This is a genomic window from Caulobacter sp. 1776 (genome assembly GCF_040545685.1).
Lineage (GTDB): Bacteria > Pseudomonadota > Alphaproteobacteria > Caulobacterales > Caulobacteraceae > Caulobacter.
Map to the genome: position 1 here is coordinate 203,517 of NZ_JBEPMI010000002.1, position 21,224 is coordinate 224,740.

The 21,224-nt window shown below is 68.2% G+C and carries 23 protein-coding genes and 2 pseudogenes; 11 read left to right on the forward strand and 14 right to left on the reverse strand.

Annotated features, from left to right (window positions below):
- Positions 1–56: 56 nt before the first annotated feature.
- Positions 57–1,067, reverse strand: a complete 1,011-nt coding sequence (locus ABIC66_RS06425) for a polyprenyl synthetase family protein (RefSeq protein WP_354068688.1) — start codon at positions 1,065–1,067, stop codon at positions 57–59.
- A 132-nt stretch (positions 1,068–1,199) separates the two neighbouring features.
- Between ABIC66_RS06425 and ABIC66_RS06430 the strand changes: the two genes are divergently transcribed.
- Positions 1,200–1,943 carry a methyltransferase gene (locus tag ABIC66_RS06430; protein WP_354068689.1) on the forward strand — a complete coding sequence of 248 codons (744 nt, stop codon included), beginning with the start codon at positions 1,200–1,202 and terminating at the stop codon, positions 1,941–1,943.
- Positions 1,944–2,727: 784 nt separating this feature from the next.
- Positions 2,728–3,822, forward strand: coding sequence for a sensor histidine kinase (locus ABIC66_RS06435; RefSeq protein WP_354068691.1), 1,095 nt, complete (start codon positions 2,728–2,730; stop codon positions 3,820–3,822).
- Positions 3,823–3,894: 72 nt separating this feature from the next.
- On the opposite strand, the gene ABIC66_RS06440 is transcribed toward ABIC66_RS06435, so the two are convergent.
- Positions 3,895–4,455, reverse strand: coding sequence for a nucleoside 2-deoxyribosyltransferase (locus ABIC66_RS06440; protein WP_354068693.1), 561 nt, complete (start codon positions 4,453–4,455; stop codon positions 3,895–3,897).
- A 53-nt stretch (positions 4,456–4,508) separates the two neighbouring features.
- Between ABIC66_RS06440 and ABIC66_RS06445 the strand changes: the two genes are divergently transcribed.
- Positions 4,509–5,318, forward strand: a complete 810-nt coding sequence (locus ABIC66_RS06445) for a CAP domain-containing protein (RefSeq protein ID WP_354068695.1) — start codon at positions 4,509–4,511, stop codon at positions 5,316–5,318.
- A 156-nt stretch (positions 5,319–5,474) separates the two neighbouring features.
- Here ABIC66_RS06445 and ABIC66_RS06455 read toward each other — a convergent pair whose 3' ends face one another.
- From ABIC66_RS06455 to ilvC, 3 genes are all read right to left on the reverse strand, one after another.
- Positions 5,475–6,065, reverse strand: coding sequence for a YceI family protein (locus tag ABIC66_RS06455; RefSeq protein WP_354068697.1), 591 nt, complete (start codon positions 6,063–6,065; stop codon positions 5,475–5,477).
- A gap of 116 nt (positions 6,066–6,181) precedes the next feature.
- On the reverse strand, positions 6,182–6,445 hold the full coding sequence (locus ABIC66_RS06460; protein ID WP_354068699.1) for a hypothetical protein: 264 nt from the start codon (positions 6,443–6,445) through the stop codon (positions 6,182–6,184).
- A gap of 154 nt (positions 6,446–6,599) precedes the next feature.
- Entirely contained in the window at positions 6,600–7,619 is a 1,020-nt protein-coding gene (gene ilvC / locus ABIC66_RS06465) for a ketol-acid reductoisomerase (RefSeq protein WP_354068700.1), read from the reverse strand.
- A gap of 152 nt (positions 7,620–7,771) precedes the next feature.
- Between ilvC and ABIC66_RS06470 the strand changes: the two genes are divergently transcribed.
- A complete protein-coding gene (locus ABIC66_RS06470) occupies positions 7,772–8,722 on the forward strand; it encodes a flavodoxin family protein (protein ID WP_354068702.1) in 951 nt (316 codons plus the stop codon).
- Here the strand turns inward: ABIC66_RS06470 and ABIC66_RS06475 are convergent, their stop codons facing one another.
- On the reverse strand, positions 8,723–9,541 hold the full coding sequence (locus ABIC66_RS06475) for a DoxX family protein (RefSeq protein WP_354068704.1): 819 nt from the start codon (positions 9,539–9,541) through the stop codon (positions 8,723–8,725).
- Between the two features lie 139 nt (positions 9,542–9,680).
- Positions 9,681–10,604 (reverse strand): RcnB family protein, encoded by a 924-nt coding sequence (locus ABIC66_RS06480; RefSeq protein WP_354068706.1) that lies wholly within the window; start codon positions 10,602–10,604, stop codon positions 9,681–9,683.
- Positions 10,605–10,709: 105 nt separating this feature from the next.
- On the opposite strand from ABIC66_RS06480, the gene ABIC66_RS06485 reads away from it, so the two are divergent.
- From ABIC66_RS06485 to ABIC66_RS24165, 5 genes and pseudogenes are all read left to right on the forward strand, one after another.
- Positions 10,710–11,270: a DUF924 family protein gene (locus ABIC66_RS06485; protein ID WP_354068708.1), complete on the forward strand. Its 561-nt coding sequence runs from the start codon at positions 10,710–10,712 to the stop codon at positions 11,268–11,270.
- 82 nt (positions 11,271–11,352) lie between these two features.
- A complete protein-coding gene (locus ABIC66_RS06490; RefSeq protein WP_354068710.1) occupies positions 11,353–12,303 on the forward strand; it encodes a CsgG/HfaB family protein in 951 nt (316 codons plus the stop codon).
- Positions 12,304–12,507: 204 nt separating this feature from the next.
- On the forward strand, positions 12,508–13,347 hold the full coding sequence (locus ABIC66_RS06495; RefSeq protein WP_354068712.1) for a thymidylate synthase: 840 nt from the start codon (positions 12,508–12,510) through the stop codon (positions 13,345–13,347).
- The gene (locus ABIC66_RS06500) at positions 13,344–13,853 is read left to right on the forward strand and encodes a dihydrofolate reductase (protein ID WP_354068714.1); all 510 of its coding nucleotides are present in this window, start codon (positions 13,344–13,346) and stop codon (positions 13,851–13,853) included. Before ABIC66_RS06495 ends, ABIC66_RS06500 begins: the two co-directional genes overlap by 4 nt.
- 10 nt (positions 13,854–13,863) lie before the next feature.
- Positions 13,864–14,046 (forward strand): annotated as a pseudogene (locus ABIC66_RS24165) (hypothetical protein); the annotation flags it as partial.
- Positions 14,047–14,077: 31 nt separating this feature from the next.
- Here the strand turns inward: ABIC66_RS24165 and ABIC66_RS06505 are convergent.
- Positions 14,078–14,503 (reverse strand): hypothetical protein, encoded by a 426-nt coding sequence (locus ABIC66_RS06505; protein WP_354068716.1) that lies wholly within the window; start codon positions 14,501–14,503, stop codon positions 14,078–14,080.
- Positions 14,504–14,565: 62 nt separating this feature from the next.
- Positions 14,566–15,585 carry a hypothetical protein gene (locus tag ABIC66_RS06510; RefSeq protein WP_354068717.1) on the reverse strand — a complete coding sequence of 340 codons (1,020 nt, stop codon included), beginning with the start codon at positions 15,583–15,585 and terminating at the stop codon, positions 14,566–14,568.
- A gap of 363 nt (positions 15,586–15,948) precedes the next feature.
- On the opposite strand from ABIC66_RS06510, the gene ABIC66_RS06515 reads away from it, so the two are divergent.
- Positions 15,949–16,860, forward strand: coding sequence for an SMP-30/gluconolactonase/LRE family protein (locus ABIC66_RS06515; RefSeq protein ID WP_354068718.1), 912 nt, complete (start codon positions 15,949–15,951; stop codon positions 16,858–16,860).
- Between the two features lie 97 nt (positions 16,861–16,957).
- The gene (locus ABIC66_RS06520) at positions 16,958–17,749 is read left to right on the forward strand and encodes an SDR family NAD(P)-dependent oxidoreductase (protein WP_354068720.1); all 792 of its coding nucleotides are present in this window, start codon (positions 16,958–16,960) and stop codon (positions 17,747–17,749) included.
- 57 nt (positions 17,750–17,806) lie between these two features.
- On the opposite strand, the gene ABIC66_RS06525 is transcribed toward ABIC66_RS06520, so the two are convergent.
- The 5 genes and pseudogenes from ABIC66_RS06525 to ABIC66_RS06545 form a co-directional block, all read right to left on the reverse strand.
- The gene (locus ABIC66_RS06525; RefSeq protein WP_354068721.1) at positions 17,807–18,898 is read right to left on the reverse strand and encodes an NADH:flavin oxidoreductase; all 1,092 of its coding nucleotides are present in this window, start codon (positions 18,896–18,898) and stop codon (positions 17,807–17,809) included.
- A 98-nt stretch (positions 18,899–18,996) separates the two neighbouring features.
- Positions 18,997–19,119 (reverse strand): annotated as a pseudogene (locus ABIC66_RS24170) (hypothetical protein); the annotation flags it as partial.
- A 14-nt stretch (positions 19,120–19,133) separates the two neighbouring features.
- A complete protein-coding gene (locus ABIC66_RS06530; RefSeq protein ID WP_354068723.1) occupies positions 19,134–20,345 on the reverse strand; it encodes an acyl-CoA dehydrogenase family protein in 1,212 nt (403 codons plus the stop codon).
- A 4-nt stretch (positions 20,346–20,349) separates the two neighbouring features.
- Positions 20,350–20,640 carry a putative quinol monooxygenase gene (locus ABIC66_RS06535; RefSeq protein WP_354068725.1) on the reverse strand — a complete coding sequence of 97 codons (291 nt, stop codon included), beginning with the start codon at positions 20,638–20,640 and terminating at the stop codon, positions 20,350–20,352.
- 260 nt (positions 20,641–20,900) lie between these two features.
- Positions 20,901–21,215, reverse strand: a complete 315-nt coding sequence (locus tag ABIC66_RS06545; RefSeq protein ID WP_354068727.1) for a hypothetical protein — start codon at positions 21,213–21,215, stop codon at positions 20,901–20,903.
- Between the last annotated feature and the right edge of the window lie 9 nt (positions 21,216–21,224).

Here is a 21,224-nt window from a genome sequence, read left to right on the forward strand (position 1 = left end):
AGTTCGCCCGGCTTGGCCGGGGGAAGTCCCCCGTAGGATGACTTCCGTCTGGCCATCTAGGCGAGACGGCTGACCGCGAAGTCGGCCAGGTCTTCCAAAGCCCCGCGCCAGTCGTTGGCCGGGAACATGGCCAGCGCCCCCTTGGCCTTGTCGGCGTAGTCGGCGGCCAGGTCCAGGGTCGCGTCCAGCGCGCCCGAGCCGATGATCAGCTCGCGGGCCCGGCGGAAATCCGCCTCGGTCTGCTCGCGACGCCCGATGGCGCGCTCCCAGAACTCGGCCTCGCGAGGCCCCGAGCGGGCGATGGCCAGCAGCAGCGGCAGGGTCGCCTTGCCTTCGCGGAAATCGTCGCCGGCATTCTTGCCCAGGGTCTCGGTCGCGCCGCCATAGTCGAGGGCGTCGTCGGCCAGCTGGAACGCCAGGCCCAGGTTCAGGCCGTAGGCTTTAAGCGCCTCGGCCTTGGCCGCGTCGATGCCGGCCGAGACCGCGCCGGCCTCCGAGGCCGCGGCGAACAGCTCGGCGGTCTTGGCCTGGATGATCTCGAGATAGACGGCTTGCGACAGGTTCAGGTCGTGGCTGCGCATCAGCTGCAGCACCTCGCCCTCGGCGATGACGCGGCTGGCGCGGGCCAGGATCTCCAGCGCCTTCATCGAGTTGGTCTCGACCATCAGCTCGAAGGCGCGGGCGAACAGGAAATCGCCGACCAGAACGCTCTGGGCCGCGCCCCAGATCAGGTGCGCGGCGACCTTGCCGCGACGCAGCTGGCTGCCGTCGACCACGTCGTCGTGCAGCAGGGTGGCGGTGTGGATGAACTCGACGGACGCCGCCAACTTCAGGCAGTGGTCGTTGTCCGATCCGGCCAACCGCGCGGCGGCGACGGTCAGCAGCGGACGCAAGCGCTTGCCGCCGGCGGCGATCAGGTGCTCGGCCAAGGCCGGGATGATCGGCACGTCGCTCTGCATGCGATCGGTGATCAGGCGGTTCACGCCGGCCATGTCGGCCTCGGCGAGGCGCACGAGACGATCCACCGAGCCCGACTTACGGGGGAGGGTCGCTGCGGCTGCGTCCAAAACCATACTCTCCTTACGGCGTTCCCTCGATCTTCACGTCGGCCAACGGTGGCCGGCCGAGGATGAACCGTTGCGAGGGACAATGGTGGCGGGATAGGTCACGGTCAAGGCGAGCACAAGGCCTAGAAAGCATTGGAAGAGACAGGCGTTACCGAGGATCGGGTTCTGGGAGGCCGCGTGCGGCTCCGTCAGAAGCCCGACGGCTACCGGGCCGGCATGGACGCGGCCCTGCTGGCGGCCGCCTGCGACGCCCTGCCCGGCCAGCGTGTGCTGGAACCTGGCTGTGGAGTCGGCGGGGCCTTGCTGGCGGCCGCGACCCGCCGGCCGGACGCGATCTTCCAGGGCGTGGAGCGTGATTCCGCCGCCGCCGCCCTGGCGGCCGGGAACGCGGCCCTGAACGGCCTGGCCGATCGCGTCGCCGTCGTCGAAGGCGATGTCGAGGCCGGCTTCCGGGCGTTGGCCCTGCCCGTTTTCGACGCGGTGATGACCAACCCGCCGTTCTTCGACGACCCCGGCGCCCTGCGCGCGCCCGCCGAGGCCAAGAGCGGCGCCTGGATGGCCGACGGCGGCCTCGCGGCCTGGACCGGCTTCTGCCTGAAGGCGGTGCGCGAGGGCGGGACCATCACGATCATCCACCGCGCCGATCGCCTGGCCGACCTTCTTGCCCTGCTCGCCCCCAAGGCCGGTTCGTTCCGGATTCGCCCGATCGCCCCGTTCGCCGACGCGCCGGCCAAGCGGGTGATCGTGCGAGCGCTCAAGACGGGCAAGGCGCCGCTGGTCCTCCTGCCGCCGCTGGTCCTGCACGACCGCGAAGGCGGCAAGCACAGCGTCGAAGCCGAGGCGATTTTGCGCGGCGAAGCGGCGCTGGGGTGGTGAGGTCACGGCTCCGCCGCTTCACGCGGTTTGCCGCTGAAGGTGTGAAAGGGACCGCGGAGCGCCGGGCGTCGCCCGGGATGTGAGTGTGTAAGTACCGTTTCGACGAAGTCCGAACGCTCCGCGTGGCGCGTTATCCGGTGAGCCTCCGGGGCGCGGGGTTTTAACCCGCTCCGGAAGAGGCCCCCGACGGGCGGAGGGATTGGCCATCCCGTCCGGACCGCATGAGCGATTTCAGCCCATGCCTGCCGCGCCGCCGAAGCCTTCGCCGCCGGGGCTTCGTCCCGTGTTTCAGGGAGCCTGCCGCCGGATCCGTCGCGAAGGCGCCTTCCCGAAGAAAGGCCGGCGAGCGCTTCCCGCTCGACCACCCCTGACAGCCGCCCAAGTCGCCGGCCGGACGTCCCTTTCAAGCCATCAGGTGGAATGATTATGACGTCAGGATTCAACGCGGATCATTCAGCGGCGCGTAAAAGTGAGAAGTGGTTGATTTCGTTGAATTCGATCTCGCGAACGCCGGGGATACAGCGCGCTCAATCCCCGTACTGACCCCTCCGCGCCCGCGGCGCTCCTCGCCCGGAGGGGGAAGAGGGTGCGCGCGCAGGCCAGGTGGGGGCCTGCGCTATTGAACCTGGAAAATCGAAGCGCTCGCCAAGCGCGTACGTCACATCAAACGCAACTCGAAAATTGTGCTAGTGTCGGCGTGGCGATTGCACAGGGCGCAAGCGCGCTTCCTCGTCGGGCTTGGCTTTCGCACGGTAAAGCCTCCCGGACGCCCTTGGACGAGCCTATGCCGAACTCCGCGCCTTTACGCGACGATCCGGGGCTCACGCTCGCCCTGGCCATCGTGGTGACGTCCACGGTTCCCATGCTGTTGCTGGACGCGGATAAGCGCGTCGTCGCGGCGAGCGCCTCCTTCTGCACCGCCTTCGACGTCGATTGTACGGTCGCGGGCGCCTTGCTGACCGAACTGGGCGAGGGAGAGTGGGGCTCGCGCACGCTCCAGTCCCTGATCGACGCGACCATTTCGGGCGACGCGGCGATCGAGGCCTATGAAATGGACCTCCAGCGCGCCCACCGGCCACCCCGCCATCTGGCGATCAAGGTGCAACGGCTAACCGCGCCGGATGACCCGACCCAGATGCGGCTGCTGCTGTCGATCACCGACCTGACCGATCTTCGGCGCCTGGAGAAGAGCGGTCTTGCAACCCGCGCCAAGAACGAAGCGCTGGAACGCGATAACCAGCTTCTCCTCCTGGAAATCCGGCACCGCGTCGCCAACAGCCTGCAGATCATCGCCAGCGTGATGATGCAGAATGCGCGCCGGACCCAGTCCGAAGAGACCCGCAGCCATCTTCGAGACGCCCACAATCGCGTCATGTCCGTCGCGGAATTGCAGCAGCAGCTGGCGGTGTCCACCAGCGGAGCCGTGAATATCCGGTCCTATCTGACCAAGCTTTGCGCCACCATCGGCGCTTCGATGATCGCCGATCCCGACCGGCTGCGCCTCAGGGTCGATGCTCAAGACGTCGATGTCGATCCGGCCGTGTCGGTCAGCCTGGGCCTCATTGTCACCGAACTGGCGATCAACGCGCTCAAACATGCCTTTCCCGGCGAGGTCGAAGGAACCATTACCGTGAAATACGCCGCCGTGGGGCCCGCTTGGACGCTCTCGGTGACGGACGATGGCAAGGGGATGCCGCAGCCTCATGGCCCTGCCATGGCGGGGCTTGGCACCAGCATCGTACAGGCCTTGGCAAGGCAGTTGCGGGCTCAAGTCACCGTCGAAGACGCACGTCCAGGCGTGAGCGTGTCCGTGATCCACGCGCTGGCCGGCGAACTGGACCATGATCCAGACCTCACACAGCCCGAACCCGCTATCTAGGCCGCGCCAAGGAAACCCTCGCGAGGCCCCCGCTCACCCATTCCAACGGACATCCAGGCCCCTCGCCGCCCCCTACTCCGCGTACAGCGCCAGGGCCTGCAGGCACAGCTCCAGTCCGGTCAGGTCCCGCAGCGGGTCCTGGGTCACGATCACGAATAGCCGCCGGGCCTCGCCCCACAGCATTACGGTCTCGGGCAGGCCGTGATCCTCGACCCTGCAGCCGTCGCCGTCGCGCCAGATGCGATTCTCGTCCAGGGTCGCGCCCAGGATCGAGTCGACGCGAGCCACGTATTCCGCCTGGATCTCGCTGGTGACGTTCAGATAGGCGAAGGTGGGCTTGCCCAGGCCGGCCAGGACGCCGGCCTCGAACACCGCGGCGGTGTCGGCCGACGGCCCTCGGAAGGGGGTCAGGTTGATCACCGCCGCATCGGCCTGGCGCAATTGCGCCATGCGGGCGGCGTAGAACTGGCGGGCCTCCATCTCGTCGCCGCCCTCGCCCAGCGGCATATGGGCGGGGGTCAGGGGTTCGAGCCCGGCCTCCAGGCAGAGCGCCCTCTGCCGGGCGGCCTGGGCCTCGGAATCGGGGAGCCAGGCCTCGGGGCCGGCGAGCCATAGGGAACGGACAGGACGCATGCGTCTTAGGTCTGGGTCCTGGGGCCTGGAGTCAATGACTTGATGGGAAGCGAATGACGCCTATCGCGCGAAGAACCCTATTGGCCGTCCCCCTGGCCCTGGCCGCGGCGTCCGGTTCGACGCCCGCCTGGGCCGCGCCGCCCCAGCCCTGGATCGCCTATGACCGCCGGCTGCGCGACCTGCTGGCCGACCCGCCGGGCGGCGACTTCGACCCGGATTTCGAGGAAACGCTGCTCGACCTCAACAATATTTTCCGGAACCGCCAAGGGCCCGCGCCGCTGGCCTGGGACAAAGGCCTGTCGCTGGCCGCCCGCGCCCACGCCGCCGACATGGCCCGGACCGAGCTGTTCGACCACGTCACCCGCGAGGGCTACTCCCCCGCCGGTCGCGTGGGCCTGCTGGCCCGCGACCTGGTGGGCGCGCCGGGCGAGAACATCGCCATGCGCCGCAACGCCGCCGGCGCGGTGACGCCGGACCAGATCATGGGCCAGTGGCGCGCCAGCCCCGGCCACCGCGCCAACCTGCTGGCCCCGGGCTTCACCCATGTCGGCTACGGCGTGCTGCGCCAGGGCCCGCGCGTCGTCGCGGTCGGGGCCTATGCCGAGGTCGCCGCGCGGCTGGCGGGGCCCGCTCCGCTCCGCGTGCGCTCGGCCGACGAGATCGCCCGCGCCCTGTCGAACGCGGCGCCGGCGATCCGCCAGTTCTCGGTGTCCGAACCCGGCGGCGAGGTGCTGACCACGACCTATGTCGAGGGCCGCCCGCCCAGCGTGCTCGCCCCGGGCGCCTGGCAGCTGCGCCCGCACCTGTCCTCGGGCGAACATCGCTACCAGGTGGCCTGGGGACCGGTGTTCGTGTTGGGGTGAGGCTGACGAGCGCCCCCTCCGTCTCGCCGCGTATCCGCGGCGATCCACCTCCCCCGCAGGCGGGGGAGGATGGGCGACTTCCTCCTCACCCGTGAAACGGGGGAGGTGGCGCGGCGCGGATACGCGCCGTGACGGAGGGGGCGCTCCCTAAAGCCACTACTGCGCCACCGCCAGGGTCTCGATGCGGATGTTGACCGTGTCGCCGATGACGCCCGCGGCGCTGGCGCTGCCGAAGGCCTTGCGGCTGACCTGGCCGGTGATGGTGAAGCCGGCCTGCTTCTTCTGATTGTTCGGCGCCGTGCCGATCTTGTTCAGCTTGACGTCGAACGTCGCCGGCTGGGTCACACCCATCACCGTCAGGTCGCCGGTGACCTTGGCCGTCATGTCGCCGGTCTTCTCGACCTTGGTCGACTTGAAGGTCATGGTCGGGTTCTTGGCGGCGTTCATCCACCGCTCGCCTTCGATGTGCTGGTTGCGGGTGTCGTCACCGGTGAACAGGCTGTCGACGGCCACCGTGGCCTCGACGCGCGACTTCTCGGGCGCGGCCTCGTCCAGCCAGATCGTACCTTCCGACTTGGCGAAGATGCCGATGATCGAGGTGAAGCCGAAGCGGTCGATCGTGAACGTGGTCTCGGTGTGGGCCGGGTCCAGCTTGTAGGCGACCTCGGCGGCGGAGGCGGGCGCGGCGATCGTCAGGGCGGCTCCGGCGATCAAGCCAGCAATCTGGGTGGCGAGCAGGCGTTTCATCAGGATATCCCCTCCGGATCCCCAAGCGGGACCAGCGAGACAGCTTCAGTCGCTCTCTCCGCTCACGCAAGCCTCAAGCGAAGTCCCTCGGCCTCAGAGACCGAGGGACGTGCGGATCAGTCGCCGCCGGTCGTCGTCGGCCAGGGGAACGGGGGAGCCGGGGGCGGGAAGTTTGGCGGCGGCCCCGGCTGTGTCGCTTCGCAAGCGGCTTCCATCGTATCGATGCAGGCGCCCCATTCCGGTGTGCCCTGCTCGTAGTGAGTGCAGCGGGACCATGCCCACTGGAGGCAGATCGGCGGTTTGGCCTGGGCCGGCGCCTGGACATAGACGGTGGAGAGCAGAGCGCCCGAAGCCAGGGCGAGGCGGAGCAACTTGGACATATCCATTGACCTCCTACAGCGCGCGATTGCGCCAAGGAACTCAATCACAGATTTAAACAACCTTCAATTGATTGAAATGCAACCCGCGAACGAAAAACGGCGGACCTTTCGGCCCGCCGCTTCGTCGTGGGATTTCGTGGGATTTTCGTCGAAACTAGTTCTTGGCCTGGTCGACCAGCTTGTTCTTGGCGATCCAGGGCATCATGCCGCGCAGACGGCCGCCGACTTCCTCGATCTGGTGCTCGGCCGAGCGGCGGCGGGTCGCCTTGAAGCTGGGCTGGCCCACCTGGTTTTCCAGCATGAAGTCGCGGACGAACTTGCCCGACTGGATGTCTTCCAGCACGCGCTTCATCTCGGCCTTGGTCTCCGGCGTGATGATGCGCGGGCCGGTGACGTACTCGCCGTACTCGGCCGTGTTCGAGATCGAGTAGTTCATGTTGGCGATGCCGCCTTCGTACATGAGGTCGACGATCAGCTTCAGCTCGTGCAGGCACTCGAAATAGGCCATTTCCGGCGCGTAGCCGGCTTCCACCAGCACTTCGAAGCCGGCGCGGACCAGCTCGACGGTGCCGCCGCACAGGACGGCCTGCTCGCCGAACAGGTCGGTCTCGCACTCTTCGCGGAAGTTGGTCTCGATGATGCCCGAGCGGCCGCCGCCGATGGCCGAGGCGTAGGCCAGGCCGAGGTCCAGCGCGTTGCCGGTGGCGTTGTGATGCACCGCGATCAGGCAGGGCACGCCGCCGCCCTTCTGGTACTCGCCGCGCACGGTGTGGCCCGGGCCCTTCGGCGCGACCATCAGGACGTCGATGGTGTCCTTCGGCTCGATCAGGCCGAAGTGGACGTTCAGGCCGTGGGCGAACAGCAGGGCCGCGCCGTCACGGATGTTGGGGGCGATCTCGTGCTTGTAGATCGCGGCCTGATGCTCGTCGGGCGCCAGGATCATGATCAGGTCGGCCCACGCGGCGGCCTCGGCGACGGTCATGACCTTCAGGCCTTCGCCTTCGGCCTTCTTGGCGGTCGGCGAGCCGGCGCGCAGCGCCACGGCGACGTTCTTGATGCCCGAGTCCCGAAGGTTGAGAGCGTGCGCGTGACCTTGCGAACCATAGCCTACGATCGCGATCTTCTTGTCCAAGATGCGGGCGAGGTCGGCGTCGCGATCATAATAGACGCGCATGTTTTTTCTCCAAGGACTGGTCAATCTGGCCGCGCCGCGCAACGGCGGAGCGACAAAGGCCGGGCGTTTGAGCGTTTTTTTGCCGTTTCGTCAAGGTGAAGCCGACAGAACGGCGAAATGCCGAAGCCCTCGCGGCCACGTTTTAGGCGCTCGTGCGTTCGTACGCCATGCCGACACCCGAAAAGGATGGTCACGAGCCTCCGACCGCCATGGTCCGGCCGCCTGAACCGCGCCCCCTGCGGGTGCTGATCGTCGCGGGATCCCAGCGCCGCCACAACAGCTGCCCGGGCCTGGATTCCAAGGCGCGCGCCCTGATGCTGCGGATGGCCGCGCGGATGCCGCCCGGCTGGCAGGTCGACACCGAGGACCTGGGCAACCAGCACGGCAAGCCCAAGATCCAGGCCTGCAACGCCTGCGTCAGCTCGTCGATGGCGCTCTGCGTCTGGCCCTGCAACTGTTACGGCCCGCGCTCGACCAGCCAGCCGGACCTGATGTGGGATCTGGATCTCTACGGCCGCCTGGCCCGCGCCGACGCCTGGGCGCTGATCGGGCCGACCAACTGGTATGGGCCGACCACCAACTTCAAGCTGATGTTCGATCGGCTGGTCTGCGCGGCGGGCGGCAATCCGCGTCCCGACCTGATCGACAAGAAGGACACCCAGAAGGCCCAGGCCCTGGAACGCTCGCCCGAGTGGCGACAGCTGACTCGCAACCACCTGGAGGGCCGCACGGCCGGGTTCTTTACCTATTGCGACGGCGGGGCCAACGAGCTGGGTCCAGACGGGCGGCCCAAGCTGCTCCAGCACAAGACGTGGTTCGATCCGACGGAAGAGCCCTACCAGGACGAGCGGCTGGCCTATCAGGGCCTGGTCTGGCAGTGCCGCTACAGCGGGATCGAGGTTCCCGACGAGCTGTGGGTGGCCGGGGCGTTCGGCGAAGGCGTCCCCTACGCCGACGACCAGATCGACGACATGATGGCCGACGTCGAGGGCTTGAAGCCCTTCGACGCCTGGGCGAGCGCGTTCATCCGCCACGTCGAGCGCAAGGGGATCGTGGCGACTAAGGACGACGAACAGGCCGCCAAGTCGACGACCAACGTCTAGCTAGCCGCGCAGCTCCAGCCCGTTGCCGTCCGGATCCTTCAGATAGATCGAGGTCGACAGGCCCGAGGCGCCGTGGCGCTCGCCCTCCTCGCCGAGCGCGACGCCCTTGGCGATCAGCTCGGCCTTGATCGTTTCGACGTCGAAACCTTCGATGGCGAGGCAGAAGTGGTCCATGTTGCGGCCCTCGACGCCCGGCCCCGCCCCGCCTTGCCGGCCGATCGGGCCGTCGATGGCGACGAGATCGACCAGCGACGCTCCGGCCCGCAGCTGGGTCAGGCCCACATGCTCCTGGCGGCGTTCCAGTACGCAGCCGATGACGTCGACATAGAAGGCCTCGGCCACGGCGCGGTCACGCACCCTCAGCACCACGTGATCGATTCCGGCCGGCTTCATGCGGGCGCCTCCCTGGTTTCGGCCGATATAGGCGCCGCTAAGCCCGACGCCAGGGGAACAGGGCGCGGAGGGCCGGATCGCGCAGCCACAGGCCGCCCACAGGAACAGGCCCAGATAGATCGGGAACAGCTCGTGGCTGAACAGCGGGTTCTCGACCCGCACCTGGGTGGCCATGGCCCCGCCCAGCAGGCCGGTCATCAGCACCGCGCCCAGCAGTGACGTGCGCGGGAACAGATACAGCGCCAGGAACGTCAGCTCCATCAGGCCGATCATCAGCACGTAGTCGGATTTCCAGCCCAGCGCGCTCAGCGTCTGGGCGGCCACCGGCATGCCCAGCAGCTTGGGCGCGATCGAGGCGCTCAGCATGAACAGGGCGAAAAGGCCGGTCAGGACACGGCCGGTCCACACCATCGGGGAAGCTTTCATCGGTCTCTCCTTGTGGGCGGGACAGCCGCCTTCCGTTTCAAGACGGATCGGCGGAACCGGCGCCGACAGGGGAGACCAAAAAAGTTCGGGCGGGCCTCCGCGAGGAAGCCCGCCCGTCGACACTCGCCAGGCGAAGCGCTTACCAGAAGAGGTCGTAATAGACGCTCAGGACCTGACCGCTCCAGACGTCGACCAGGATGGCGTCGTCGCCGACCCGGACCCATTCGCAACCGATCGGCGGCTGCGGCAGGTCGTAGCGGTACCAGTCCAGATAGTACGGGCTGGAGTACCAGCCGCCCGGCAGATAGTCGCCGAACGACCAGCTGCGGACATACCAGCCGCGCGGATAGCGGTAGGCGCCGATGCGGTACCGCTGCGTGGCCCGGAAGCTTGGACGGTAGTGGTTGCGATCGTACTGGGGACGGCCGCGATCGCGGTCGCGATACTGGCCCTGGCCCGGACGATGGTCGTTGCGGTCCCAGCCGCCGCGATTGTCGCTCCAGTCGTTGCGGTCCCAACCGCCGCGATGGTCGTTGCGGCCGTTGCGATCCCAGTCGCCGCGATTGTCGCCGCGATGGTTGTCACGGTCCCAGCCGCCCCGGTTCCAGTCGCGGCCACCGTTGTTCTGCGGCTGCTGCTGTTGGGGCTGCGGTTGCGGCTGCTGTTGCGGACGGTCGCCGCCGCGGTTCCAGCCGCCGTTCCCGCCGTTGCTGTTCCAGTCCGGCCGGCCGCCGCGATCACCCCGGTCACCCCGGTTCCAGCCGCTTCCGTTGTTCTGCGGCTGCTGCTGTTGTTGCTGAGGTTGGGGTTGAGGCTGGGGCTGCGAACGGTCGCCGCCGCCTCGGTTCCAGCCGCCGCCGCGATCACCGCCCCGGTCGCCTCGATCGCCGCCGCCTTGCCAGCCGCCACGATCACCGCGGTCGCCGCGAGGACCGCCGTCCCCACGCTCGTGCTGCCCCTGCTGTTGCTGCTGCTGGGCGACCACCGCGCCAGCGGCCCCGGCCTCGGCCGCCGCGCCGCCAAGCAACGAAAGCAGCATGGCGGTCGTGATCAGACGTTTCATTTCTCGCTCCGAAGGGCCTTGAAGCGCGGCCCGGGCTTGTCCCTTGATAGCAATCTCGGACTCACCCGATGAACCGGGCTTGAACGGATTTCACGAGGCGTCTCGATGACCGCGCACCCCAACGACGTCGTCAGCTTCTGGCACCGGGCCGGGCCCAAGAAATGGTTCGCCAAGGACCACGCCTTCGACTCCGCCATCGCCTTGAAGTTCGAGCAGACCCACTACCGCGCCTCGATGCGCCGCTATGACGCCTGGGCCGAGACGCCGGACGGCGCCCTGGCCCTGATGATCCTGCTCGATCAGTTCCCGCGCAACCTCTACCGCAACACGCCGCACGCCTTCGCCACCGATCCGCTGGCCCGCATGTTCGCCCGCGCCGCCATCGCCGCCGGCCACGACCAGGACCCGATCATCGCCCCCGAGCTGCGGCGGTTCTTCTATCTCCCGTTCGAGCACTCCGAATCCCTGGTCGACCAGGAGTTCAGCGTTCAGCTGTTCGCCTCGCTGCAGGCCGACACTGGCGACGAGGAGTCGATGAAGTACGCCCTGATCCACCGCGACATCATCGCCCGGTTCGGGCGCTTCCCGCACCGCAATCCCGGCCTGGGCCGCGAGACGACGCCGGCCGAGCAGGAGTTCCTCGACGAAGGCGGGTTCGCCGGTTAACCACGGCTCAATCTTGGCGCGACCGGGGCTCGCCTGTAGGGTGACGCTTCGAGTCCGGGGATAGATCGGGGAACACCACCTAATGAAAGCCTTCCGTAGCGCGCTGACCGTCGGTCTGGCGCTGACCGTCCTGACGCCCGCGCAGACCTTCGCCCAGGCCAAGGCCAGTAAGGGCCAGACGATGCAGACCCAGGCGTCGGCCGAGATTCCGCACTGCTCGCGCAAGCTGGGCACGCTGTCGATCGTCGACGGCGACGACTCCAGCGGCTGGACCCAGTACAACCTGGCCTCGCCGCAGAAGGTGCTGCGCGCCATCGTCCAGCGTTCGGGCTGCTTCAACCTCGTCGACCGCGGCGCGGGCCTCAGCGCGGCCGAGAAGGAACGGGCCATCGGCGGCAATCTCGGCCTGCAGCGCGGCTCCAACGTCGGCCAGGGCCAGGTCAAGGCGGCCGACTACGTGCTGGTCGCCGAGGTCCAGGGCAGTAACAGCAATGTCGGCGGCGGCGCGGTGGCCGGGGCCATCGGCGGCTTGATCGGCGGCCGCGTTGGCGGCCTGGTCGGCGGCATCAAGACCAAGAAGCTGGAAGCCAACACCGTCCTGTCGCTGACCAATGTCCGCACCACAGAAACCACCTCGGTGGCCGAAGGCTACGCGGTGAAGAACGACATCGGCTGGGGCGCGGGCGGCGGCATCGGCTGGGGCGGCGCGGTCGGCGGCGGCTACGAGGACACCGACATCGGCCGCATCGTCACCCTGTCGTTCATCAACGCCTATTCCAAGATGATCGGCGATCTGGGCCTGCTGTCCGACAGCGCGCCAGCGGCCGTCTCCGCGCCGTCCAAGACCTTCGTGGCCACGCGTCCCACGAACCTGCGCGCCGCGCCGGTGGCCGCCGGCAAACTGATCCGCGCCCTGCCCGCCGGCGCCATCGTCTACCCGACCGGCAAGAAGCAGGACCTGTGGTGGGAAGTCGCCGACGAGAACGACAACGTCGGCTGGGTCCTGAATACGGCGCTGGAGCCGGGGAAGTAGATTTACTCGAAACAGCGTGTCATCCCGGAAGCCTCGCAGAGGCTATCCGGGACCGCCGGAAGCGCCGAGCTTGGGGCGGTCCCGGCTCTCCGCTCCGCTGCGGCCGGGATGACATCGATTTGCGATGGAAAACAGCGGCCAGCCTGTGGACGCCTCCCGGCGCCGCAGTGTTCAACCGGCTGATTCGCCGCCACACTCGTCCCCATGACCACCGCCGTCCTCGACGCTCCGAAAGCCGCCGCAGACCATCCCGAGCGGCAGTACCTGGCCTTGCTCGCCGACATCCTGGCGAACGGCGTCCAGCGCGGCGACCGCACCGGTACCGGCACGCTCGGCGTGTTCGGCCGGCAGATCCGGTTCGATTTGGCCAAGGGCTTCCCGGTCCTGACCACCAAGAAGCTGCACCTGCGTTCGATCTTCATCGAGCTGCTGTGGTTCCTGAAGGGCGACACCAACATCGCCTATCTCAAGGACAATGGCGTGCGCATCTGGGACGAGTGGGCCGACGAGAACGGCGACCTCGGCCCGGTCTACGGCAAGCAGTGGCGCTCGTGGGCCGCTCCGGACGGTCGGGTCATCGACCAGATCAGCAATCTCGTCGAGAACCTGAAGACCAACCCCAACAGCCGCCGCCACATCGTCTCGGCCTGGAACCCGGCCGATGTCGACGACATGGCGCTGCCGCCCTGCCACTGCCTGTTCCAGTTCTTCGTGGCGGATGGGAAATTGAGCTGCCAGCTCTACCAGCGCAGCGCCGACGTCTTCCTGGGCGTGCCGTTCAACATCGCCTCCTACGCCCTGCTGACCCTAATGGTCGCCAAGGTCGTCGGCCTGGAACCGGGCGAGTTCGTCCACACCTTCGGCGACGCCCATCTCTATCTGAACCACCTCGACCAGGCCCGCGAGCAGCTGACCCGCGAGCCGTTCGCCTTTCCGACCCTGAAGATCGCCGACAAGCGCGATCTGTTCGCGTTCGAGTACGAAGACTTCACGCTGGAGGGCTACCAGGCCCATCCGCACATCAAGGCCGAGGTCTCGGTTTGATCCCCCTTTCCCTCGTCGTCGCCCGCGCCGCCAACGGCGTGATCGGTCGTGACGGCGGCCTGCCCTGGCGGTTGAAGTCGGACCTGGCGCTGTTCAAGGCCAACACCCTGGGCAAGCCGGTGATCATGGGCCGCAAGACCTGGGACAGCCTGCCCCGTAAGCCCCTGCCCGGCCGCATGAACCTCGTCCTGTCGCGTGACGGCTCGTTCGCGCCCGAACAGGCCGTGGTCTGCGAGAGCTTCATGGAAGCCGTGCAGATGGCCCGCGAACAGGCGGCCGACGATGGGGCCGAGGAGGTCTGCGTGATCGGCGGCCGCAGCCTGTTCGAGGCGGCGATGCCGAAGGCCAAGCGGCTTTACCTGACCGAGGTGGACGCCACGGTCGATGGCGACGTCACCTTCCCCGATTTCGACGAGGCCGCCTGGACCGAGGTCCGCCGCGAGGCCCACCCCGCTGGCGAAGGCGACGAGCAGGCCTTCGTGTTCCGGGTGCTGGAGCGGCGCTAGGCGGTAAAAACTGTCATCGCGGCCTCGGGCCAATCGACATTCAGATATTATAACTCCGTCATTCCCGCCCTTGTGGCGGGAACCCCTCGTGCCGCCGCAGGTGCGGGAGGGGCGGATCGCCAGCGATCCGTTTGCGTCTCACGTGTCAGCTGAACCAGGGGTTCCCGCCACAAGGGCGGGAATGACGAAAGGTTTGGTAGTTTTTGGCTGAATGTCGACTCGCCCTAGTTCGCGCCCTCCGCTGGCAGCGGCATCGGATGCTTCTCCAGACCGGCCAGCTTGCGCGTTTTCAGGAGCTTGCCCGTGCAGGCCTTGAACACGATCTCGACCTCGCCGCCCTTGCCGGGCTCGGGCATCGCGAACTTGGCCGGACCGATCCGTTGGGCGGTGATCACGGTGTCGCCCTTGTCGGTCTTGCTCCAGGCGAGTCGCACATGGACCCCGGTGTCGGCGAACCGCTTCTGAAGATCGCGGTCGAACGTCTTGTGGACCGCGCCCTCGACGACCGGGCTCCAGGTTTCGTTCTTCATCGCGGGGCAGCTGGCCCGCGTCGGCATCGCCTTGGGCTTGGACGACAGCAGCGGAAGCCTGGTCCCGCAGCCTGTCACCATCAGTCCTACCGCCGCGATCGCCATCAAAGGTGCGCGCATTCTGGAATCCCCTGTCCGTTCGTTGCCCCACGCTCACCGCGAACCCTGTCGCGCGCAAGGCCTCAGTCGTCGGTGAAGTAGTCGGCGATCGTCGCGTCGACGGTCTCCAACTCGAACTTCGGCGAGGCGGCGCGCTCCAGGGCCCGGCGGATCTGCCAGGCGCTGCGGCCGACGTGGACGCCCATGCCGCGCAGCTCGGCGACGATGGCCTCGCGGGTGGCCTCGTCGACCGCTTTGTTGTTCTCCAGCCGCGCCTGGTCGAGACGCCAGCCGAAGAAGGTGTCGGGCGTCAGCTCGACCACCGCCCCCGGCGCGGGCAGCCACTCGTAGATCGCGCTCTGCCGGTCGACGGCGTGATCGACATAGTTGGCCAGGCAGTTGCGATAGCGGCGGGCGGCGTCGCGGATGGCGGCGGCGGTCTCCAGCGGGCGCAGGCGCTCGGTGCCCGGATGGGGCGGTGGCGGCAGTTCGCGGCGGAAGTCCTCGGCCACCAGGGTGAACAGCGCCTTGGACGTCGGCACGTGACCCCAGGCCGCGACCCGATGAGCCAGCTGTTCGGGCGACAGGCGCTTGGCCAGCACCGCGTGGGCCTCGGCCAGCAGCGCGGCCTGGGCCGGCGTCACGCGCAGGGCCACGCCGCCGATCTCGCGCAGGTCGGCCGGCAACGCCGCCAGGGCGCGAACCAGGTCGGGCGTGATCGCCTCGGCGTGGCGCAGGGTCTTGGCCGGCGCGGGATCGGCCAGCATGTGGACCAGGGCGCGGTAGTCGTCCGGCGCCCAGGCGATCTCGCCCAGGCGTTCGAGCGCCCGGCGCAGGCCTTCGGGCGCCGCGTCCTCCAGGGCCAAGGTGATGGCTTTGCGCAGCGGCAGGTCCATCAGGCGCGTGACGTCGATCGGCGGACCACCCAAGGGTTCGGCCGCCAGCATCAGGCAGATCAGATGGCGCCGCGCGGCGGGCGCGGTGACGAAGGCGGCGTGCGGCGCGGGCCACAGGGCGGCCAGCACGTCGGCGTAAGGCGGCGCGATCAGGCGCAGCAGGGGCGAGGCGACCAGGGTCGTGCTCGCGAGAGACTGGACGGTCATCGAAGAGCTCCGGCGGCGGCCGGAGCGGCCGCGACTAGCGGGTGGTGCGCAGGGGGCGGTGGGCGGATCGGCGGCAACGCGACATCGACGGCGCGCGCCAACCCGCCTGCGGCGGTGCGTTGGTTTTCGCGGCGAGAGTCATGTTGCGGATCGGCCTCCTGGAGCTCGATGAGAGCGTGCTGATCCCATGATCTCCGACTCGCGACAAGAGCCGAGAACGTCGTTCGCGCACGCGCGCCGGTTGCTGTGGCTCGCGCGACACGGTTCGCCGAACGGACCCCTCGCCAGATTCAAACGCGCGTTTATAGTAGTCGCCAGCGCCCGCCAGAGGCGCCCCCAAAGAGACGCCTAGGGAGACGCGCGATGGACATCCAGCTGGTCGCCGAAGGCCTGCAATTCCCCGAAGGCCCCGTGGCCATGGCCGACGGCTCGGTGATCCTCACCGAGATCCAGGGCCAGCGCCTGACGCGGGTCTGGCCCGACGGCCGCCAGGAGACGGTCGCCGAGACGGGCGGCGGACCGAACGGCGCGGCGATCGGGCCGGACGGGGCGCTGTACGTCACCAACAACGGCGGCGCCTTTCAGTTCTTCGAAGCCAATGGCCTGAACATCCCCGGCCCAACCCCGCCGGCGCACACGGGCGGCTCGATCCAGCGGGTCGACATCGCCACGGGCGCGATCACCACGCTCTACGCCGAGTGCGAGGGCAAGGCCCTCATTGGCCCCAACGACCTGGTGTTCGACAGACAGGGCGGCTTCTGGTTCACCGACCACGGCTGCACGACGCCGGAAGGCCGTAAGTACGGGGCGCTATATTACGCCCTGGCCGACGGCTCGAAGATCGTCCGCTGGCGCGACCACTTCGTCTCGCCCAACGGCGTGGGCCTCTCGCCCGACGAGAAGACCGTCTACATGGCCGACACCATGCTGGGCCGGCTGTGGTCGTTCGAGGTGACCTCGCCGGGCGTCCTGGCCGATCCGCATCCGCTGATGCCGGGAACCGTGGTCTGCAACCTGCCAGGCTATCAGCTGCTGGACAGCCTGGCCGTCGAGGCCGGCGGCAAGGTCTGCGTGGCCACGATCATCAACGGCGGGATCACCGCCTTCGACCCGGACGGCTCGACCGAGCACTACGCCTTCCCGGACGTGATCGTGACCAACATCTGCTTCGGCGGCGCCGACATGCGCGACGCCTGGATCACGGCCTCGGGGACCGGCAAGCTCTACAAGGCGCGGTGGCCGAGGCCCGGGCTGAAATTGAACTTCAACGCCTAAGATGATGACGTGAATTCACAAGAGCTGGTCCGCGCCACGGCATAGTCTGGCGGCGCGGGTCTCCCATCTGAGGCTCCATCAACAACGGAGCCCAGCGATGGACCTGAAACTGAACGACAAGACCGCGCTGGTGACCGGCGCGACCGCCGGTATCGGCCTGGAGATCGCCCGCGCCCTGGCGGTCGAGGGGGCCAAGGTATTCGTCACCGGCCGCGTCCAGGACAAGCTCGACGCGGCGCTGGCCGACATCCGCGCCTCGGGCGGGACCAAGGTCGAAGGCGTGCTGGCCGACGCGGCCACGGCCGATGGCGCGGCCGCCATCCTGAAGGCTGTCCCAGCCGTCGACATCCTGGTCAACAATCTCGGCATCTACGAGATGAAGGCCTTCGCCGACATCCCCGACGAGGACTGGCTACATCTGTTCGAGGTCAATGTGATGAGCGGCGTGCGCCTGTCGCGCGGCTACTTCCCCGGCATGCTGGAGCGCGACTGGGGCCGAGTGATCTTCATCTCGTCCGAGTCCGGTCTCGCGATCCCCGGCGAGATGGTCCACTACGGCATGACCAAGAGCGCCCAGCTGGCCGTCGCGCGCGGCATGGCCCAGGCGACCAAGGGCACCGGCGTCACGGTCAATTCCGTCCTGCCCGGCCCGACCCGCGCGGCGGCGATCGCCGACTTCCTGAAGAGCGTCTCGACCAATCCCGAGGGGACGCCCGAAGAGCACGAGGCCGAGTTCTTCAGCCAGCACCGCTCGGCCTCGCTGCTGCAGCGGATGATCGAGCCGCGGGAGATCGCCAGCCTAGTGGCCTATGTCGCCAGCCCGCTGTCGGCGGCGACCAACGGCGCGTCGCTGAGGGCCGAGGGCGGCCTGGTCACCACCATCGCCTGACGACGGACCCTCCCCCGCTCGCGGGGGAGGTAGTCGCGCCGCCCGAAACGCTCGTGTCTAGTAGAGAACCCCCAGAGCCTCACGTTCGAAGTTCTTCAGCTCGTCCTGGCGGCCGTCGCGGATCTTCACAACCCATTCGGGATCCTGCAGCAGGGCCCGGCCGACGCCGACCAGGTCGAATTCGCCGCGCTCCAGGCGCTCCAGCAGGCCGTCGATCGAGGCTGGCTGGCTGCCCTCGCCGCCGAACGCGGCGATGAACTCGCCCGACAGGCCCACCGAACCGACGGTGATGGTCGGGGCGCCGGTCAGCTTCTTGGCCCAGCCGGCGAAGTTGAGGTCGCTGCCCTCGAACTCCGGCTCCCAGAAGCGGCGTTGGCTGCAGTGGAAGATGTCGGCCCCAGCGTCGGCCAGCGGCTGCAGCCAGGCCTCCAGCAGCTGCGGCGTCTCGGCGTTCTTGACCGCGTAGTCCTGCTGTTTCCACTGCGACAGGCGGATGATCACCGGATAATCCGGGCCGACCGCGGCGCGGACGGCCTTGAGGATCTCGGCGGCGAACCGGCCGCGGTCGGCGATGGTCGGACCGCCGAACACGTCGTCGCGGACATTGGTGCCTTCCCAGAAGAACTGGTCGATCAGATAGCCGTGGGCGCCGTGCAGCTCGATGGCGTCGAAGCCCAGGCGCTTGGCGTCGGCGGCGGCCGTGGCGAAGGCGGCGATCGTGTCGGCGACCTCGGCGTCGGTCATCGGCTCGGTGAACGGGTTGCCGCCTTTCTTGGACAGACCCGAGGGGCTGTCGACCTTGCCCAGCTGCGCCGGCCCCTTGGCCGCGCCCACGTGCCACAGCTGCGGAGCGATCAGGCCGCCGGCGGCGTGAACCTCGTCGGCCACCTTCTTCCAGGCGGCCAGCTCGGCCTCGCCGTGGAAGCGCGGGACGTTGGCGTCGTTCAGCGAGGCGGGACGCGCCACGCCCGTGCCCTCGGTGATGATCAGGCCCACCTGCCCTTCCGCGCGCCGGCGATAATAGGCGGCGACGTCGTCGGTCGCCACGCCGCCCGGCGAGAACGACCGCGTCATCGGCGCCATCACCACCCGGTTAGGCAGCTTCAGCGACTTGAATTCGAACGGCTTGAACAGGGCGTCGAGGGACATCGAGGATTCCGGCACAGGAGATGTTGCGGGAGATCCAAACACTTGTTTGGCGTCGTGGCCAGTTAGAAATACTGGGAGGGATCGGAGCGCCCCCTCCGTCACGCCGCGTATCCGCGGCGCGCCACCTCCCCCGCGAGCGGGGGAGGATGAAGCGGTATCCTCCTCACCCGTGAAACGGGGGAGGTGGCGCGGCGCCAATAGGCGACGTGACGGAGGGGGCGTTACGGCGCGAGCCTCACAGCCCCAGCACCATCTTGGCCATGATGTTGCGCTGGATCTCGTTCGAGCCCGCGTAGATCGAGGCCTTGCGATAGTTGAAATAGGCCGGCGCCGCTGGCCCCGCGTAGTCTGGTCCAGCCCGGCCGTCGTTAGAGGCCGCCCAGGTGTCGCGCCCGAACGGGGCGGCATAGGTCCCGACCGCCTCCAGGGTCAGCTCGGTGATCACCTGTTGGTGCTCGGAGCCGACGCATTTCAGCATCGACGAGGCCGGGCCGATCGCCTTGCCGGCGGTGCGGCCCGAGAAGATCCGCAATTCGGTGGCGTTTAGCGCCGCGACCTGGATCTCCAGATTGGCGATCTTCTCGCGGAAGTCGCGGTCGTCGATCAGCCGCCCGCCGTCGTCGGCCCGCTCGAGGGCGGCGATGCGCTTGACCTTCTTCAGCATGTTCATCAGGCCCGGCGCATAGGCGTTGCCGCGCTCGAATTCCAGCAGGTACTTGGCGTAGGTCCAGCCCTTGTTCTCCTCGCCGATGCGGTTGGCGACCGGCACGCGGACATTGTCGAAGAAGACCTGGTTGATCTCCTGCTCGCCATCGGGCGGACCGTCCAGGGTGGGCAGCGGTTTGATCTGAACACCGGGGGTGTCCATCCGCAGCAGCAGGAACGAGATGCCTTCCTGCGGCTTGCCCGCCGACGAGGTGCGGACCAGGCAGAACATCCAGTCGGCCCACTGGGCATGGGTGGTCCAGATCTTCGAGCCGTTCAGGACGTAGTCGTCGCCATCTCGCTCGGCCTTCATCTGCAGGCTGGCCAGGTCCGAGCCCGAGCCGGGTTCCGAATAGCCCTGGCACCACCAGATGTCGGACCGCAGGATGGCCGGCAGATGCTGGGCCTTCTGTTCGTCCGAGCCGAACGCCATGATCACCGGCGCGACCATCTTCAGCCCCATCGGCGAGGCGGTCGGCACGCCGGCCAGGCTCATCTCCATGTTGAAGATGTAGCGCTGCGAGGGGGTGAAGCCCGCCCCGCCCAGCTCGACCGGCCAGTCCGGCGCCGCCCAGCCGCGTTCGAACAGCTTCTTCTGCCAGCGCACCTGGCCGGCCTTGTCGAGATAGCCGTTTTTGGACTGGGCGTACTGCTTCCGCAGATCGTCATCATAGGCGGTCGCGATCCAGTCGCGGACCTCCTGCTGGAATGCCAGGTCCTCGGGAGAAAAGGCGAGGTCCATCCCCCTACTCCACCGCGTCGAGATACTCGATGTCCGGGCGACCGGCCATGAACGGCCCCATGGCCGCGCCGGCGGCCTTGAAATAGTCCGTGCCGCCGTGATGTTTCAGCGCTTCCTCGGACGCGTAGAGCTCTAGCACCTTGTAGGTCCCGGCCTCGGTCCTGGACTTGGTCAGCTGATAGACGAGGCAGCCCGGCTCGTTGGCCTTCACCCGGTTCTGCAGGTCCAGGAACACCTTCTCGAAGTCCGCCGACTTGTCCGGCTGAACCTTCAGGATCGCGACGACGCCGATCATGCTTGCCTCCCAACGTTTGTTTGAATGGCAGGATGAGGTACGGGCGCGGCGGGAGCAAGTCTTCTCCTCACCTCCCCCACCTGTTGTCATTCCCGCCCCCCGGGACCGGCTTCGCCGGCCTGAGGGCAAGCCAAGTGGCGGGAACCCCTGGTTCAGCTGCACGCGAGATGCAAGCGGATCGCCAGCGATCCGCCCCTACCGCACCTGCGGCGGACAGAGGGGTTCCCGCCACAAGGGCGGGAATGACGGATGGAGGGGGTTTAAGGCCGCTCGTTCCAGCCGTAGGCGACCCACGAGTGGCCGCCGACGTTGCGGGCTTCGATCAGGCTGGGATCGCCTTCCCGCGCCTTGCCGACCTTGCGGCCGCGTAAGGCGAAGGCGGCCAGGCCGAACAGGGCGCTGCCAATGAAACCGACCACGACCACGGTCGCGGCGAACACCACCGCCAGCACCGCGCCGATCACCACGGCCGCCGACGTCGCCAAGGCCCCGGCCATCCAGGCCAGGCTATGGAAGGGCGAAGCTGCGGCGCTTTGGCTGCTCATCGGGGTCCTTTCGTCCGCGCCTATGGTCAATCAAGTTGG

What these genes read in the sequence shown, in the direction of transcription:
- ABIC66_RS06435 (WP_354068691.1), top strand. Translation starts at nt 2,728, where the DNA reads ATGCCGAACTCCGCGCCTTTACGCGACGATCCGGGGCTCACGCTCGCC.
- ABIC66_RS06440 (WP_354068693.1), bottom strand. Translation starts at nt 4,455, where the DNA reads ATGCGTCCTGTCCGTTCCCTATGGCTCGCCGGCCCCGAGGCCTGGCTC.
- ABIC66_RS06445 (WP_354068695.1), top strand. Translation starts at nt 4,509, where the DNA reads ATGACGCCTATCGCGCGAAGAACCCTATTGGCCGTCCCCCTGGCCCTG.
- ABIC66_RS06455 (WP_354068697.1), bottom strand. Translation starts at nt 6,065, where the DNA reads ATGAAACGCCTGCTCGCCACCCAGATTGCTGGCTTGATCGCCGGAGCC.
- ABIC66_RS06460 (WP_354068699.1), bottom strand. Translation starts at nt 6,445, where the DNA reads ATGTCCAAGTTGCTCCGCCTCGCCCTGGCTTCGGGCGCTCTGCTCTCC.
- ilvC (WP_354068700.1), bottom strand. Translation starts at nt 7,619, where the DNA reads ATGCGCGTCTATTATGATCGCGACGCCGACCTCGCCCGCATCTTGGAC.
- ABIC66_RS06475 (WP_354068704.1), bottom strand. Translation starts at nt 9,541, where the DNA reads ATGAAAGCTTCCCCGATGGTGTGGACCGGCCGTGTCCTGACCGGCCTT.
- ABIC66_RS06480 (WP_354068706.1), bottom strand. Translation starts at nt 10,604, where the DNA reads ATGAAACGTCTGATCACGACCGCCATGCTGCTTTCGTTGCTTGGCGGC.
- ABIC66_RS06485 (WP_354068708.1), top strand. Translation starts at nt 10,710, where the DNA reads ATGACCGCGCACCCCAACGACGTCGTCAGCTTCTGGCACCGGGCCGGG.
- ABIC66_RS06490 (WP_354068710.1), top strand. Translation starts at nt 11,353, where the DNA reads ATGAAAGCCTTCCGTAGCGCGCTGACCGTCGGTCTGGCGCTGACCGTC.
- ABIC66_RS06495 (WP_354068712.1), top strand. Translation starts at nt 12,508, where the DNA reads ATGACCACCGCCGTCCTCGACGCTCCGAAAGCCGCCGCAGACCATCCC.
- ABIC66_RS06505 (WP_354068716.1), bottom strand. Translation starts at nt 14,503, where the DNA reads ATGCGCGCACCTTTGATGGCGATCGCGGCGGTAGGACTGATGGTGACA.
- ABIC66_RS06510 (WP_354068717.1), bottom strand. Translation starts at nt 15,585, where the DNA reads ATGACCGTCCAGTCTCTCGCGAGCACGACCCTGGTCGCCTCGCCCCTG.
- ABIC66_RS06515 (WP_354068718.1), top strand. Translation starts at nt 15,949, where the DNA reads ATGGACATCCAGCTGGTCGCCGAAGGCCTGCAATTCCCCGAAGGCCCC.
- ABIC66_RS06520 (WP_354068720.1), top strand. Translation starts at nt 16,958, where the DNA reads ATGGACCTGAAACTGAACGACAAGACCGCGCTGGTGACCGGCGCGACC.
- ABIC66_RS06525 (WP_354068721.1), bottom strand. Translation starts at nt 18,898, where the DNA reads ATGTCCCTCGACGCCCTGTTCAAGCCGTTCGAATTCAAGTCGCTGAAG.
- ABIC66_RS06530 (WP_354068723.1), bottom strand. Translation starts at nt 20,345, where the DNA reads ATGGACCTCGCCTTTTCTCCCGAGGACCTGGCATTCCAGCAGGAGGTC.
- ABIC66_RS06535 (WP_354068725.1), bottom strand. Translation starts at nt 20,640, where the DNA reads ATGATCGGCGTCGTCGCGATCCTGAAGGTTCAGCCGGACAAGTCGGCG.